This is a genomic window from Mesoterricola silvestris, from assembly GCF_030295405.1.
Taxonomy (GTDB): domain Bacteria; phylum Acidobacteriota; class Holophagae; order Holophagales; family Holophagaceae; genus Mesoterricola; species Mesoterricola silvestris.
This window is the reverse complement of record NZ_AP027080.1, coordinates 1821180-1833274: the sequence shown is the minus strand read 5'-3', so window position 1 is coordinate 1833274 and position 12095 is coordinate 1821180. Positions and strand designations below refer to the sequence as shown.

The window sequence follows — 12095 nt, the reverse complement described above, 5'->3', positions numbered from 1 at the left end:
TTCAGCGAATCGGTCTGGTTGGTGGGTGAGATGCCAGAGGCCACATTGACGGCATGGGTAGGAACGGAGGTCCAGGGTTCGGTTTTCGCGGATCCACTTGGTGATCACCCGGTCTGCGATGCCCTTGGAGGGATACCCCTTCTTTTCGGAGCAGAGGGTCATGGCTTCACCCGGTCAAGGCGGAACATGATGGACGAACCGATGAAGAACGCGCCCCAGGCGGGTTGGTTCTTGCACACAGCGACAACCGCACAGAATAGGCACACCATCTGCATAACAGCACTGGTTCCGGCCAGAAAAGCGTCCAAGCGTGTCATGCTGCCTCCCGTTTCCCAAGGGCGAGACATGCGGGGCATTCTGCGATTACACCCTCTTGGGGTTTGATGTCCCAATACACTCTGTCGTGGCCCTTTGCGCAGGAGCCGAATGAGGCCAATTCCAGGGAGTGACCGTGTTCATTCCGGATGATCACGCGGGTTCGGAGTTGGAACCTGACGGGCTCCGGGGTGGTGAAGAAACGGTTCCACCAGCTCATTTGTAGTCCCCATCGCCCATCTGGAACCAGCCGGCGGAAACCTGCCTGTAGGCGGTCCCCCCGCATTCCTGGCAGGGCTGGGATTCAGGAGCGGCCACGGGCTCAAGGTGTTCCCGCTTGTCGTGGCAGGTGGAGCATTCGTATTCGTAGAGGGGCATTAGGCGCACCTCCCTTCAGGGTGGACAAAATTGACCACTTCGGAGAATTTGACGGGGTGGGCAGGATCGGCCCCGAAGGCGTAGATCAGTTCCACCAGTTCAGAGAAGACCCGCTTGCTCATGGTGGAGGTCCGCTGTCCGCAGACCACGAATCCACCGTCGATCCCGGGGACCACCTTCTGTCGCTTCAGGGCGGCGGTGAAAACATCCTTCCATTCCTCGCGGGAAAGGTGCTGGCCATACCAGTCAACCTGTTCGGATACTTCGTCCAGGAGTGCCCACAAGAGGCGGTTTTGTTCTAGGTTCCTGGTTTCCTCTGCCAGGGTGACGGCGAGGGGATGTCCACCCTGCACCTGGCGTTCCCAGTTCGCGGCGATCACCTGGAGCAGGTAGTCTAGGTTGCGGCGCTCCCGGAGGATGAAGACCTTCTTGTCGAAGCTCATGCCTTCTCCACGCAGTAGAAATAGGGCCAAGCCAGAGCGCAGGCAACAAGTGTGATTACCCCTGCGATTGCCCTTGAATAGGGGGTTTCTCCCAATCTGGAATCACGGCATGTCTTACAAACCGAGTGCCATGAAAGGCCAATTCCGAAACCCAGGTAGGCACCGAGAAACAAGGCAAGCACGCTGGTAGTCATGCCTTCCCCCGCTTCGTGGTCTTCTCCGCTGCCTTGATGGCGTCGTTGGCGATGCGGATCAGGCGGTCGAATTGGCCGATGATTCCAGACAGGGCGAATTCTGCCGCCTCATTGGCCTGTGTCTCTGCGGATGACATGGCAAACCAGAGACCTTCAGAATCAGCGCTCTTGAGTTCGCTGATCTTGCACTTGAGTTCAAACTGCTGACCAGCAATTCGGGCGGCGAGGTCGGGGATGGATGCATTCTGGCTCATAGCTACACCACCTTGACCAGAAACCCGAAGGGGAGACGGATGCCCAAGTAATCCAGGCAGACATAGACGAGCGCACGGAGGCGAACAGGCTTCCTGGCACGGATGGTTAAGGTAACGGTTTCGGAAGGCATCAGAACACCCGGAAGGAAACGCTGGATCGGTAGTAGGAACCGTCCGGCCAAGTTTCGAGGTTGGTTTCCCCTGCGAACGTAGAATTTTTACCAGCGTCAGAGGGCCTAGGATCGGTCTGGGTTTCGGCGGCTGTCGCGTTACCGTGGCCCGGGTCCTTCGACGCAGCCAGGAGCAAGGGGCAGGGGCGCAGTATGCGGTTGGGGGTCATGACTCACCCCGTTCAAACCCGAAAGGCCCCGGGGCTATGAACATCTCCATTTGCTCTGCGCGAGTCTGGGGGAATCGCCTAGATACCCTGCTCCATTTGGCCTCCAGGTGGTTCCATGCCCTACGGATGGGATCAGGGCGGGTTGAGAGGCGGGGATCCCCGACCAGGACGGTGACGCTTTCGGAATCGTCCCAGCAATGGGTGTAGCAAGGGGAACCGTCGAAGCTTCGCCCATAGACTTCTGCCACCACAAGGCGGAAGACCGCCGGGGGATGGGCGAGACTGGGGATACGGGTAATGGCAAGGGCCGTCATGACGCCCTCTGCTTTTCGGTGATGTCCTCCTGGGCCCAGTTCAGGAAGGACCGCATCTCAACCCATTCGCAAGAACCTACGCCCAACATGGATCGGGTAGCCCCCAGGCTCAGAACCTTGAACCGAACCATGAGGCCAGCGATCTTGACCACTTCGCGCACCTGGCCGCGGTCGCCCTGGAACACCATTCCGGGCTCGATATCGTCTGACGTGAATTTCGTTCCAATGATCATGATGCCCTCTGGATTGGCTGTGGTGTTACGTCTTCGATGGCCCAGGTCAAGAAATCAGACATCGAACAGGTGTAGGCACGTTGATGTATTTTGGAAAATCCGCAAGGGGTAAATTTCAATGTTTTCAGTTGGTAACGGAGCCTTGCGCCTTGAACCCAGAGGATTTCCCGGATGCCCTCCGTGTGGTGGATCTGGTTGCGACCGAAGATCAGCATCCCGGCCTTGATTTCGCTGGCGATCATGCGGCCACCCGTTCTGTAACGTCTCGGTTGGCCCATCCGATAAAATCACCAATGTTGCAGGTATAAATACGGTTGCAATCCATTCCGCGGTCATACCGCCGCACCTTGTAGGTGATCCGCCTACCGCTGATGCTGACGATTTCGCGGACGTTGAAGCCGCCTGAACGGAGGTTGCGCCCCGCGATGCACATTCCGGGTTCAAGGTCTTGTATGGTCATTCGTAATCCTCACGGATATCTTGGTATTCATGTATGTTGTGGTCGGTTTCGCGTTCGATTTCGATGTAGCGGGTCAGTTCCGGCTTGAACACGAGGGGGAGATCCATCACCGGCCCATTCCGGTGTTTGGCGATGATCAGGTCGGTGCTGGTAGCCCGCATGTCCCGGTGGATGAACATCACGACATCGGCGTCCTGTTCGATACACCCGGAGTCCCGGAGGTCGGTTAGCTGGGGTTTGCCCCCGCTGCGCTTGTCGGATTCGCGGTTCAACTGGGACAGCAGGAGGATGGGCACATGCCGATCCTTGGCCAGGAGTTTGAGGGAGCGGGTAATCTCGCCTATCCGGGTTGTCTCCGTCTGGGATTTGTTACCGCTGGGGCTGGTGATGAGCTGGAGGTAATCCACAACCACCAGGCCAAGGGCACCGTGCCGCGCAATGATCCGATCGACCTGGGCCGCAATTTCGGTCACGGTAATCTTGCCCCGGTCGGAAACATGGATCGGAAGGGCGTCAACCTCGGCCTTGCCTTGTGCGAAAAGGGCAAACGCCTCGTGATCACACTTCTCAATCATTTCTCGGTAGTTGACCCCGGATTTGTCAGCCACAAGGCGATTCCAGAGTTCTTCCTTGCCCATCTCCAGACTGAAAACGGCACTGGGTTTCCGGTTCTGGGCTGCCCGAAGGACCCAGTTAAGGGCCAGGGCGGTCTTCCCGATGCCAGGCCGGGCCGCCAAGACGATCAACTGCCCAGGCTGGAAACCATGGGTCAGCCCGTTCAGGCGAGGCCAGCCCTGGAACTTGGTCCCGAAGGTGGACTTGCCCTGAATCCGATCCGCCACCAGCGCAAGGGCTTCGTCGGAGAATCGGTTGACGGCCTCTGCATTACCCTTGTCTGTGGATTGGGCCAAGCTCGAAAGTTCGCCGGCAATGGTAGCCATGAGTTCGGCAGGGTCGAACGTATCCCCCGCTTCCCGATACAGACGCCCACCAAGAGCGATAAGGTCTCTCTGGAGCCGCTTACGTTTCAGGATGGCAATCAGGGTTTCCGGCCTGCCTACCTCCATCGCCCCCAGGATGTCGAATACCTCCGTCTGGGATATGTGTTCCTTCAGGCCTGGGGCGTCCATGATCGTCAGGGCATTCACTTCCTGGTGAGAGTTCACGAGGTGCTGAATGGCCTTGAAGAGGCGCTGGTGGGCCGGAACAACAAAGTCTTTCTCGCTCATCCCCGGGATATGCACCTGAAGGGCAGTCTCATTTCCGGGGGCGCAGAGGGTCGCCAGGAGGTAACGTTCCGACTCGGGATCTTCCGGGATCGGCTTCATGCGGGCACCGCGAGGATGGGGGGAGCCGTTTGGGCGTCAATCCGTTCCAGGACAATCCGGGCGATAGGGAGCATCTGGCGGTAGGGCTTCTTCTCTGGGCCGTAGAAGCTCGAAACGTGCATGATGGCGTGGTCCCGGTGATCCCATGCTTCGTAGACCATGCGCTGAATGTCGGGGGGGTAGCTCTCGGCCTTGGCGTAGAGCATCCCGCAGGACTTCAGTTCCCTGGGGGAAGCCTCCTGGGAATCCACGATGCGCTGGAAGTTCCGGGCCGCTGGTGCGAATGCCCCCTTCTTCGCGGGCTCGTGGGTCAAGGGGTGTTCTGTGGGCCACTTCGTGTAGACCGCCCGGAGGAATGTTTCGTTCTCCGGCAGGATGTCGAGTTCGACCTTCGGAGTCTTCCCATACTTTCCCCCCTTGGGGGGTAAGGGGGGTATTTCTTTCTCTTCTCTTCTCTTCTGTACTGGTTCGCTCTGGTTCGGATCGGTTAACCGCGGTTCACTTTTGCTATCCGTGGTTAACCGTGGATTACCGTGTTTATCCAGACCTAACCGCCGCTTGGCTTGGGCAAGTCTCATAGAATCAGCTTCGGTCCGGATTTCTTCGATGAATCCAGAGGTCATGGTGCCGTTCTCGTGAACATCGAAGCACCGAATGATTTGGGGGAGCAATGGAGCGATTTCCGAGGGATCAACCTCATACATTTCAGCTATGCCTTCCGCGGTTGACGGCACTGAGCCCTTGATCCAGCATTCGTCCATGAGTTCCCGATAGAGGCCACGGGCTGCCCAGTCCATGCGCTGGACCTTGCGCGAACCCTGCCATTGGCCAGGATTCCAGCGATACCACGGGAGGGGGGCGGTAAGCCTGGATCTCGCCATTAGGCACCCCCTGGGCCGGTTGTGATGCAGTTGGGCCAACCGCCCTTGCGACGCGCTGCCTCAATAACGACGGTCTCCCATGCTTCCCATGATTCAATGCGCCCAGATACCGACTCTGGCGCATTTTCCTCAAGGTCTATTGCGGAACAGGATTCACGGGCTGGGCATGTCTCGCAATCCGGCCCGGCATCCTCGAACGAGATATCCTCGATCTTCCGGTTGAAGGGGATGATTTGGGCCATTACGCCGCCCCCTTCTTCTGCGCTTCTTCCATGGCCCTGGAGGCAGCTTGGAAATAGGACTTGCCCCCAAGCACCTGGTTGATGCCCTCCCGGAAGGGAAGCTGCACCTCGTGGGGGAGGCTGTCATGGAGTTTAGCTGCCTCGTTGGCGAGGATGGAACATCGGGTGGCGAACAGTTCAAGGTGATTCATGCGACTGCCTCATGCTTCAGGGGGTAACGCCAGCAATAGATTCGATCGGGTTCAATGGGCCATAGGTCAAGGTCGAGCCAACACCGCCAGTAGGCGTTCCATTCGCCCTGGATAACTTCCCGTGGGTCGTTGGTGAGGATGTCCACCACTCGGTAGGGTTCAGGGAGCCTTTCGGTAGCTCGGACGCCCCTGAACCGCGGTTTCATGCGGCACCCTTGGTATCCGCGATGGCTTCATGGGTTCTGCCGGTCCAGGTTTTCGCGTTGAGTAGGGCCTGGGTTGCTAGGCCGATGTCCAACCGATAGGCATTGGGGACCGTTTCGTAGTAGGCCGCTGTTTCCTGGGCCAGGGCGGCGATGTCACGGGATATTGCGGCAAGAGTTCTCATGCAACCTCCTGGATTTGGATTCCGTAGACATGGGCCATAAGTTTGCGTTTGATCTTGTAAACGTCGGTCCGGACGCCTTTCACATCCTCGACCACTTGATTCCCTCCCTTGAGGTAGACGAAATCCGCCACGTAGAACACGGGACGCTCTCCAGGTGTGGATGGAACCACCTCAAAGGGAACCTGCATCTTGAGGTCGGTAATCTCCCCTGCCCTTTCCAGGAGTTGGAGTTCAAACGCCCGCTTGGCCTCGCGTTTGGAGGCGAACCCGTTGGTGCGGACGTTCTTGTATTTGGAGGGTGCGTTCATCCGGCCACCTCGCAATCAAACAGTCCCCCGTGCTGGGCGTTCTCTGCGCTCCGGAGATTCCGGCATGCCTGGCCCCAGTAGGACGCCTTGAGTTCAGCCCCGATGAACCTGCGGCCCATCCTGACGCTCTGGAAGCCCTCTGATCCAATCCCCATGAATGGGGAGAGGACGGTATCGCCGGGGTTGGACCAGAGTTCAAGGCCGCGCTGGATCACCTGGAGCTGGAGAGGGCATACATGGCGTTCGTCGTTGTGTTCCCGAGCGGATTCCTTTTGGAGGGTGTCGCTTGGGTTGATGTCCATCCACACAGGCGAGGCATAACGCTGCCAGAGGCTCACGGGGAACTGTTCCGGTGTATGAGCGATGGGTTCCGGGTTGTCCCCGGGCTTGCGCATGGTCACGAGGTAGTCAGGGATGCCCTGCCGGGACATGCTGGAATCCTTCCGGATCGTCTTGTGCAGGAGCCCCAGGGCCTTCGTGCGCTGCATGGCCGTGACAGGATCTTTCCAGATGCACACCTCGGAATGGAAGATGAACCCGGCGTCCTGGAACATGCGGATCAGGTCGCCCCTGAAGTCCCGGATGCCGATGAACCCATCCCGTTCCTTGGAGACGGGCAGGTTCATCACATGGAACGAAACCAGACGCCCCGGCATCATGACCCGGTGCATGTCCTGGACCAGGAAAAAGAAGTGCTTATAGAACGCATCGGCGTCCCGGCAGTTACCCATGTCCCGGTCGCTCGCGCTATAGGTGTAGAGCGAGGCGAAGGGCGGGGAAAAGATGGAGTAGTGGACAGAATTGTCCGGCAAACCGGCAACCACCTCCACGCAATCTCCGTGGTAAGCGGCCCAGTTCTCGCCGAATTCTTGGTTCAGGATCTTCATGCGGCCACCATCCAGAAGGGGAGTTCCATGTCAACTCGGGGTTCGTAGGAATCCGAAGTCCGAACACTGCCCCGGATATCGGCCTCGTTCATGTCGCGCATGTGGTCAACCATTTCCGCCGCCATACGGGCCGCGTCGGCTTCCTTGCGCTGGATATTTGCGACTACCGCGCCTTCGATGTCGCTGGTCACGATGTGGCAATGGACGGTCTGGGTCTGCCCAAAACGGTAGGACCGGCGAACGGCCTGGTAGAACTGTTCATAGGAGTCCGACAGGCCGAGAAACGCCACATTGGCGCACCTCTGGAAGTTCATGCCGTATCCACAGATGGATGGTTTGCTGGTCAGGATTTGCACATCGCCCGTGACGAACCCGAGCATGGCCAACTCCTTCTTTTCGTTTGAGTCGCTTCCCGTAACTTCGACCGCGCCGGGAATCATGCTGGTAACGGTTGCGGATTCGTCGTTGAGGTTGCACCACACCAGCCAAGGCTCATGAGGTTTTTCGGCCACCAGCGCGGCAACGGCCTCGCAGCGTTCCTTGGTCGTTCCCTTGCGGGCTTGCTGCCGTTCCTGGAGGGTCGTTGCCTCCAGCGCGAACAATGCGCCTTCAGGGGTGCTCATGGCCTCCACAATATGCTGATGCATTTCCAGGGGCGGAAGGGTGAACGCGCCATCCTCATACCCCAGATCGGAGGGCTTCCGGATCATCACGGCCCAGGAGCATACCCACTGCCAGAAATCCTTTTGGGCATGGCCCTTGAGCCGCCATTGGGAGGTGTCCCCGCCATCGTGGACGAAGAATGTGGACAGCATTTCAGTGCGGGTCAGAACCCCCAGAAATTCAGCGTGATTCCCAAGCTCCATGTGATCGTTCGGCGCGGGCGTGGCCGTGCATGCCAGCTTGAACGGGGTGTCTCGGAACGAGTCGATGATCTGGTTGCGGAACTTACCATCGTAGGATTTCAGGATGCTGGATTCGTCCAGGACGATGCCGGCAAAGTCGGAAGGGTTGAAGTGCTCCAACATTTCATAGTTGGTGATGACGATGCGGTCATCACAGGGGACCCGGGAATAGGTCACGCCGATACCGAATTTCTGGCCTTCCCTGCATGTCTGCTGGGCCACTGCCAGGGGGGCAAGGATCAGCACCCGCCCCGGGATCTGATCCGCCCATGCAAGCTGCATCGGGGTCTTCCCGAGCCCGCAATCCGCGAAGATCGCGGCGCGGCCCCGGCGCAGTGCCCACTTGACGATATCCCGCTGGAAGGGGAAAAGCATGGCCGGGGGCTCGGCAGGGCTGGGCAGTCCGGTCGGAATGGCCCGGATCGCCTTGGAGTCCAGGAACGAGGCGTAATCGCTCACGCTTCCCCCTCCTGGAACAGGCTCATACCCAGGGCCTCCAGACGCCGTTCTTCCTTCCGGCGCTTCTCCTGGGCCTCGGCTTCCTTCTGCCGTTCTTCAGGCGTGAGCCAGCCATGGGAATGCCGGATCACCTCGCTTCGTGCATGTTGGTTGGCTTGGTGCATGTCATGCCTGACCATCTATCACCTCCAATGGGAAAAGGGGAACCCCCAGGCATTGCGCCTTGAGGTCGAATAGCGCCGTGACCCTGGGCTTGCGGAGCTTCCGGGGGCGCTTGTAGCCGCACTTCTTCGCGCACACGGATCCCATACCGAGCGCGAGGGCTTCGGGCTGTTTGAGGATGCGGTGACAAATGCGGCAACGGTCACTCATGCGATGTCTTCCTTACCCAAGGCGGTGCATGAGGGTGCGCCATGCGAGGCAAGCCACTGCCGGAACTTGCCCGTTGCCAATGGCCTTAACTCGGCCCACGTAATCGGCCATCCCATCAGCCATTCCAACCATTGGGGGTTGACATATTTCCCATGGAGTTCCGAGAAAAGACTCGGGAACATGGATGGCAGTTCCTCTAGATTCCCCATAGGGTTCTTCCGAGCCCACCATTTGCGGTTCTTCCACATGGATGCCCGTGCAGTGGGAACCATCTGAACCAATTCCCCAGGGCCGGGCAATCTCCCTTCTCGGTGGGATGCGGATCGGGGCCGATTCCGGGTGGTAGGCGTTCCTACCAAGCAACCAGATTCGGTCCCTCTGGTGAATTGCTCCGGCGTGGTGTGCGCCCAACACGCCCCATGCCGCATGGAACCCCAGTTCGGCCAGGTCACCAAGGACGATATCGAGTCCCCGAAGAGTGAGCATTGGGGAGTTTTCCACGAAGACGTAGCGCGGTCCCACCTCACGAATGATCCTGGCAAATTCCCGCCAGAGTCCGCTTCGCCCCCCCCCAGCAACTCCTGCGCCTTTTCCGGCTGCGCTGATGTCCTGGCAGGGGAATCCTCCAGCGATGACATCAACGTGCCCTCTCCAGGGCGTTCCGTCGAAGGTGCAGACATCATTCCAGACGGGGAACCAGGGCAGGATGCCGTCTCGCTGTCGTTGCAGGAGGACAGACCGAGGGTATTCCTCCAGCTCAACGGCGCCGACGCACACATGGCCGCAAAGGATTCCTCCGAGGATTCCGCCCCCGGCTCCGGCGAAGAGATGGAGTTCACGAAGTGGAACATTCATTTACCCTTCCTGGTCAGGTGCGGGAACCGCCGTTCCTTGGGCTTGGGATCATGGCTGAACCAACCCATGAGCCCAAACCAGGCAAGGATGACCACGACCAGGGGGAAGTTATCGGCGAGGACGTTCATGCCATCACCTCTTGGGCTTTGGCATTCAGGGCCAGCACGGCTTTGCAGGTCGGGCACACGCAGGGGCTTTCCAGATTCGGAAGTCTGACCCTCTCGCCTTCCAGCCGGGCCTCTTCTGCCGCTTTCCACAGATCCAGGAGTTCCGGTGCGAGGTTCCGCATCGCCGCGATGAGTTTCCCGTTCGCAGCCGCAGTCTCTTTGGGCTCATCCTCATCCCCAAAGTGGATATCACAGATGGAACCCATACCGTCCTGGCCATCGGCGAAGATATAGCCACATTCACAGCCCACCTTGGGTCTGGCGAAGTGGGGCACGGTCCACCTGCCTTGAGTGGCCGCTGCCTCAAGGGCGCGAAGGGTCTGAAGGGGCGTCTGGCTCATGCGGCCCTCCCCATCACATGGTCCATACCGTCCAGCATGTGGTCCCAACATGTGGCTCCGCCCCTGTCCTGGAGGATGCGACCGGCGCGGATCAGGGCGGCTATGTCCTCAAGCTGGGCACGGGCTTCCAGGAGGGCGGCTTCGGCTTCTTCGTGCTTGGCCTTGTGGTGGTCGGCATTCTGGGCGTAGTTGGCCGCTTCTTCCGTCCACTTGGTGCGCTCGGCCCGGAGGGTTTCGGCTTCCGCCGTCAGCCTGACGATTTCCTTTTCCAGGGAACGGGCGTATTCGGGGGAGTCGTAGACCACCATGGCCGGGGCGTCCGCTTTTTTGATCAACTCATGCGGGAGGAATGTTAGGGGGTCCCCGTCATAGTTGTCCAGGACAACCAAAATAGATCCCCGGCGACCATCAGCAATCCCGGTTTCAAGCACGGACCCAATTTTTTCTTCATCGTGTAGGAGGTAAGGGGCATCCGCAACCTCCACCCGATCCCCCACCTTGAACGGCGCGGTTTCGTTCTGCTTCTCACGAGCATTCATTGTTTTCTCCATGGTTTAGGCCGCTTTGTGGGCCGATGATTTGATGAGTTCCGCCAGTAGCACGGCGGCGTAGCGAAGGGCACACATCGCCCGGGAGGTTCCGGGTCGGTTCTGAAGGGCGGTGTCGGCATCCCCCAGGAGCGCAGCGGCTTCCGGGAGGTGGTCAAAATTGGCCAGGAGGTCTAGCGATCTGCGGAGCGTCTGGCGGGCAAGGGTAGTTTCGGGCCTTGACCAGAGGGACGATTCCGCAAGGGCCACTTGGCAGCGGATCTGCATGAGGGCTTCACGATTGGGGGTCATTCGGCACCAGGAATTCAGGCGCGAACATCAGGATCATGAGGGCGCAGGCTCCCACGACGATGAGTTTGGCGATGTTGAGGAACGGGGTCATAGATCACCTCCACCGGGCCGGAAATTCTCGGCCTGGGCTTCCAGTTCACGAATGAGCCTCTGGAGGTCGGGGAATACGTCCCGCTTCTCCTGCTCAGTGATCACGCCGTCTTCCCGGGCCTGGATCATCCCGGCCATCGCTTTGCCGTGGTGGAGGGCGATGAGGGCCATGAGCTGCCCCGCGTCCATGACGGGAACGGGTTCGCCAGCGGTTTCCTGGACCAGGGAGTAGCCGTTCTCTTTGGCTATCCAGGACAGGAGCCCCGGGCCCACTTCCCGCGTCCATTCCGGGAGCCAATGCACCGGCATGGAGCCCCGCCCATGGTCCAGCCAGATCGAAAGGGAGGACTGGGAACACTGCATGTCGGTGGCGATGGCCTTGCGCTCCCGGCCACATAGCACCGTCTCCTGGTTCAGGCGCCGCTTGAATCGCTTGATGCGACTCTCTTCAAAATTCTCCGGCTGGCCTTCAGGGAGACAATGAGCGAGATTGGATTCCATGATGGGAAGCTCCTTGGTGTCAAATGTGCAAGTAGGACGGACCTACAAACGGGTCCGGGATGGGGAGACGCTGACAAGCGGCCTGATGCCCGAACCACGGACGCCCAACCTCATCCCCCTCGACGCTTGGGCCACGTTCGGGGACCGCGATTTCCCCGAGCTGTGCGAGGCCGCACGTCAGGTGCAGACCGTCCTCAAGCTGCGGCGGGACCACGGATGCCAGCCAACCGCCAGAGTGGTCAATTTTGTCCAGGGGGATCATGCGGCCTCCGGGGGCGAGGGATGATCCAGGAGGCAGGGGGGCAGAACCCCAACCGAGAACAAGTCGGGCCGAGTAGACCAGCACGGAATCGCTCCAGAGGTGGCCCGGTGAACAGTAATCGAAAGGTCTTCAGTCCACCGCCTACGGT

At 59.5% G+C, this 12095-nt stretch carries 20 protein-coding genes; all 20 read right to left on the bottom strand.

Annotated features, from left to right (window positions below; translation table 11 throughout):
• Positions 1-531: 531 nt before the first annotated feature.
• Positions 532-693 (bottom strand): FmdB family zinc ribbon protein, encoded by a 162-nt coding sequence (locus R2J76_RS07825; protein ID WP_316415273.1) that lies wholly within the window; start codon positions 691-693, stop codon positions 532-534.
• Positions 693-1136 (bottom strand): recombination protein NinB, encoded by a 444-nt coding sequence (locus R2J76_RS07820; protein ID WP_316415272.1) that lies wholly within the window; start codon positions 1134-1136, stop codon positions 693-695. Before R2J76_RS07820 ends, R2J76_RS07825 begins: the two co-directional genes overlap by 1 nt.
• A gap of 190 nt (positions 1137-1326) precedes the next feature.
• Positions 1327-1584, bottom strand: coding sequence for a hypothetical protein (locus tag R2J76_RS07815; protein ID WP_316415271.1), 258 nt, complete (start codon positions 1582-1584; stop codon positions 1327-1329).
• A gap of 650 nt (positions 1585-2234) precedes the next feature.
• Positions 2235-2471, bottom strand: coding sequence for a hypothetical protein (locus R2J76_RS07810; RefSeq protein WP_316415270.1), 237 nt, complete (start codon positions 2469-2471; stop codon positions 2235-2237).
• Entirely contained in the window at positions 2468-2713 is a 246-nt protein-coding gene (locus R2J76_RS07805; RefSeq protein WP_316415269.1) for a hypothetical protein, read from the bottom strand. Before R2J76_RS07805 ends, R2J76_RS07810 begins: the two co-directional genes overlap by 4 nt.
• Complete coding sequence (locus tag R2J76_RS07800) at positions 2710-2931, bottom strand: hypothetical protein (protein WP_316415268.1); 222 nt, start codon at positions 2929-2931, stop codon at positions 2710-2712. Before R2J76_RS07800 ends, R2J76_RS07805 begins: the two co-directional genes overlap by 4 nt.
• Complete coding sequence (locus R2J76_RS07795) at positions 2928-4259, bottom strand: replicative DNA helicase (protein WP_316415267.1); 1332 nt, start codon at positions 4257-4259, stop codon at positions 2928-2930. The genes R2J76_RS07800 and R2J76_RS07795 overlap by 4 nt, the downstream gene beginning before the upstream one ends.
• Positions 4256-5056, bottom strand: coding sequence for a hypothetical protein (locus R2J76_RS07790; protein ID WP_316415266.1), 801 nt, complete (start codon positions 5054-5056; stop codon positions 4256-4258). Before R2J76_RS07790 ends, R2J76_RS07795 begins: the two co-directional genes overlap by 4 nt.
• A 325-nt stretch (positions 5057-5381) precedes the next feature.
• Positions 5382-5573, bottom strand: a complete 192-nt coding sequence (locus tag R2J76_RS07785) for a hypothetical protein (RefSeq protein WP_316415265.1) — start codon at positions 5571-5573, stop codon at positions 5382-5384.
• 202 nt (positions 5574-5775) lie between these two features.
• Positions 5776-5961 (bottom strand): hypothetical protein, encoded by a 186-nt coding sequence (locus R2J76_RS07780; RefSeq protein WP_316415264.1) that lies wholly within the window; start codon positions 5959-5961, stop codon positions 5776-5778.
• Positions 5958-6269 carry a DUF1064 domain-containing protein gene (locus R2J76_RS07775; protein ID WP_316415263.1) on the bottom strand — a complete coding sequence of 104 codons (312 nt, stop codon included), beginning with the start codon at positions 6267-6269 and terminating at the stop codon, positions 5958-5960. The genes R2J76_RS07780 and R2J76_RS07775 overlap by 4 nt, the downstream gene beginning before the upstream one ends.
• Entirely contained in the window at positions 6266-7156 is an 891-nt protein-coding gene (locus R2J76_RS07770; protein ID WP_316415262.1) for a DNA-methyltransferase, read from the bottom strand. Before R2J76_RS07770 ends, R2J76_RS07775 begins: the two co-directional genes overlap by 4 nt.
• Entirely contained in the window at positions 7153-8520 is a 1368-nt protein-coding gene (locus R2J76_RS07765) for a DEAD/DEAH box helicase (RefSeq protein WP_316415261.1), read from the bottom strand. Before R2J76_RS07765 ends, R2J76_RS07770 begins: the two co-directional genes overlap by 4 nt.
• The gene (locus R2J76_RS07760) at positions 8517-8699 is read right to left on the bottom strand and encodes a hypothetical protein (protein WP_316415260.1); all 183 of its coding nucleotides are present in this window, start codon (positions 8697-8699) and stop codon (positions 8517-8519) included. The genes R2J76_RS07765 and R2J76_RS07760 overlap by 4 nt, the downstream gene beginning before the upstream one ends.
• Complete coding sequence (locus R2J76_RS21555; RefSeq protein WP_394366792.1) at positions 8686-8892, bottom strand: DUF6011 domain-containing protein; 207 nt, start codon at positions 8890-8892, stop codon at positions 8686-8688. The genes R2J76_RS07760 and R2J76_RS21555 overlap by 14 nt, the downstream gene beginning before the upstream one ends.
• 12 nt (positions 8893-8904) lie before the next feature.
• Positions 8905-9747: a DNA cytosine methyltransferase gene (locus R2J76_RS21550; RefSeq protein WP_394366791.1), complete on the bottom strand. Its 843-nt coding sequence runs from the start codon at positions 9745-9747 to the stop codon at positions 8905-8907.
• The gene (locus R2J76_RS07755) at positions 9744-9875 is read right to left on the bottom strand and encodes a hypothetical protein (protein ID WP_316415259.1); all 132 of its coding nucleotides are present in this window, start codon (positions 9873-9875) and stop codon (positions 9744-9746) included. The genes R2J76_RS21550 and R2J76_RS07755 overlap by 4 nt, the downstream gene beginning before the upstream one ends.
• Entirely contained in the window at positions 9872-10255 is a 384-nt protein-coding gene (locus tag R2J76_RS07750) for a hypothetical protein (RefSeq protein ID WP_316415258.1), read from the bottom strand. Before R2J76_RS07750 ends, R2J76_RS07755 begins: the two co-directional genes overlap by 4 nt.
• Positions 10252-10794, bottom strand: a complete 543-nt coding sequence (locus R2J76_RS07745; protein ID WP_316415257.1) for a hypothetical protein — start codon at positions 10792-10794, stop codon at positions 10252-10254. The genes R2J76_RS07750 and R2J76_RS07745 overlap by 4 nt, the downstream gene beginning before the upstream one ends.
• Before the next feature lie 387 nt (positions 10795-11181).
• On the bottom strand, positions 11182-11685 hold the full coding sequence (locus R2J76_RS07740; RefSeq protein WP_316415256.1) for a hypothetical protein: 504 nt from the start codon (positions 11683-11685) through the stop codon (positions 11182-11184).
• Positions 11686-12095: the final 410 nt, after the last annotated feature.

Bases quoted from the DNA above. Each gene is read 5' to 3' on its own strand.
- R2J76_RS07825 (WP_316415273.1), bottom strand. From the start codon at position 693: ATGCCCCTCTACGAATACGAATGCTCCACCTGCCACGACAAGCGGGAA.
- R2J76_RS07820 (WP_316415272.1), bottom strand. From the start codon at position 1,136: ATGAGCTTCGACAAGAAGGTCTTCATCCTCCGGGAGCGCCGCAACCTA.
- R2J76_RS07815 (WP_316415271.1), bottom strand. From the start codon at position 1,584: ATGAGCCAGAATGCATCCATCCCCGACCTCGCCGCCCGAATTGCTGGT.
- R2J76_RS07810 (WP_316415270.1), bottom strand. From the start codon at position 2,471: ATGATCATTGGAACGAAATTCACGTCAGACGATATCGAGCCCGGAATG.
- R2J76_RS07805 (WP_316415269.1), bottom strand. From the start codon at position 2,713: ATGATCGCCAGCGAAATCAAGGCCGGGATGCTGATCTTCGGTCGCAAC.
- R2J76_RS07800 (WP_316415268.1), bottom strand. From the start codon at position 2,931: ATGACCATACAAGACCTTGAACCCGGAATGTGCATCGCGGGGCGCAAC.
- R2J76_RS07795 (WP_316415267.1), bottom strand. From the start codon at position 4,259: ATGAAGCCGATCCCGGAAGATCCCGAGTCGGAACGTTACCTCCTGGCG.
- R2J76_RS07790 (WP_316415266.1), bottom strand. From the start codon at position 5,056: ATGGACTGGGCAGCCCGTGGCCTCTATCGGGAACTCATGGACGAATGC.
- R2J76_RS07785 (WP_316415265.1), bottom strand. From the start codon at position 5,573: ATGAATCACCTTGAACTGTTCGCCACCCGATGTTCCATCCTCGCCAAC.
- R2J76_RS07780 (WP_316415264.1), bottom strand. From the start codon at position 5,961: ATGAGAACTCTTGCCGCAATATCCCGTGACATCGCCGCCCTGGCCCAG.
- R2J76_RS07775 (WP_316415263.1), bottom strand. From the start codon at position 6,269: ATGAACGCACCCTCCAAATACAAGAACGTCCGCACCAACGGGTTCGCC.
- R2J76_RS07770 (WP_316415262.1), bottom strand. From the start codon at position 7,156: ATGAAGATCCTGAACCAAGAATTCGGCGAGAACTGGGCCGCTTACCAC.
- R2J76_RS07760 (WP_316415260.1), bottom strand. From the start codon at position 8,699: ATGGTCAGGCATGACATGCACCAAGCCAACCAACATGCACGAAGCGAG.
- R2J76_RS21555 (WP_394366792.1), bottom strand. From the start codon at position 8,892: ATGAGTGACCGTTGCCGCATTTGTCACCGCATCCTCAAACAGCCCGAA.
- R2J76_RS21550 (WP_394366791.1), bottom strand. From the start codon at position 9,747: ATGAATGTTCCACTTCGTGAACTCCATCTCTTCGCCGGAGCCGGGGGC.
- R2J76_RS07755 (WP_316415259.1), bottom strand. From the start codon at position 9,875: ATGAACGTCCTCGCCGATAACTTCCCCCTGGTCGTGGTCATCCTTGCC.
- R2J76_RS07750 (WP_316415258.1), bottom strand. From the start codon at position 10,255: ATGAGCCAGACGCCCCTTCAGACCCTTCGCGCCCTTGAGGCAGCGGCC.
- R2J76_RS07745 (WP_316415257.1), bottom strand. From the start codon at position 10,794: ATGAATGCTCGTGAGAAGCAGAACGAAACCGCGCCGTTCAAGGTGGGG.
- R2J76_RS07740 (WP_316415256.1), bottom strand. From the start codon at position 11,685: ATGGAATCCAATCTCGCTCATTGTCTCCCTGAAGGCCAGCCGGAGAAT.